At 45.1% G+C, this 778-nt stretch carries 2 protein-coding genes; both read left to right on the top strand.

Translation table 11 applies throughout. The annotated features are described in order from the left end of the window. The coding region (locus A3762_RS18355) for an endoribonuclease YicC domain-containing protein (protein ID WP_156493577.1) at positions 1–379 on the top strand (379 nt) is incomplete at its 5' end. 134 nt (positions 380–513) lie between these two features. Beyond that, a partial coding sequence (locus A3762_RS18350) for a guanylate kinase (protein WP_369820698.1) occupies positions 514–778 on the top strand: 265 nt, incomplete at its 3' end.

The following is a 778-nucleotide window of genomic DNA, read 5'->3' as shown; positions in this document are numbered from 1 at the left end:
GATTGACGACATCGTAATTGAGGTCCGCGGCAAGCTGCCTCAAATTTTGGAACAGCAACGTGAAAATTTACGTAACCGCTTTGCTGAGCTCAGTGTTGATTTGGACGAACAACGTATCGAACAAGAAATGGTCGTCCTTGCGCAAAAGTCTGATGTTGATGAAGAGTTAGATCGCCTAGACGCACATGTAAAAGAAGTCCGAAAAGTGCTGAAGAAGAAAGAACCTGTTGGACGCCGACTCGACTTTCTAATGCAAGAGCTGAACAGAGAAGCCAACACACTCTCATCTAAATCAATCGTGACCGACACAACACGCGCAGCTGTTGAGCTCAAAGTATTAATAGAACAAATGCGAGAGCAAGTGCAAAACGTCGAGTAAAGACTATCGTTTACTCCCTATCTTTATAGCCAAAGTGGCTGTAAACTGTGCCGGCTTAAACCAGTCGCCGATTTACAGCCTCTTGCGTAAATTTTCGCGGCAGCATTACTCTTAATGTAGGGAATAAGCGATCAATGACGACCACGCATACTTCAGGCAAGTTATACATAATTGCCGCACCTTCCGGTGCAGGGAAAACCAGTCTCGTTCACGAGTTAGTGAATCGCTACAAAAACATCACCGTCTCTGTTTCTCACACTACTCGCGACAAACGTCCTGGTGAAGAAGACGGCATTAACTACAACTTCGTTAGCACCGACACGTTTAAATCTTTAATCGATCAAGGCGACTTTCTCGAGCATGCAGAAGTATTCGGCAACTACTATGGCACGTCAAAAG

It is taken from the genome of Oleiphilus sp. HI0125, from assembly GCF_001635355.1.
Note: the sequence above shows the minus strand (reverse complement) of the source record. Positions and strands in the feature narration are given on the sequence as shown.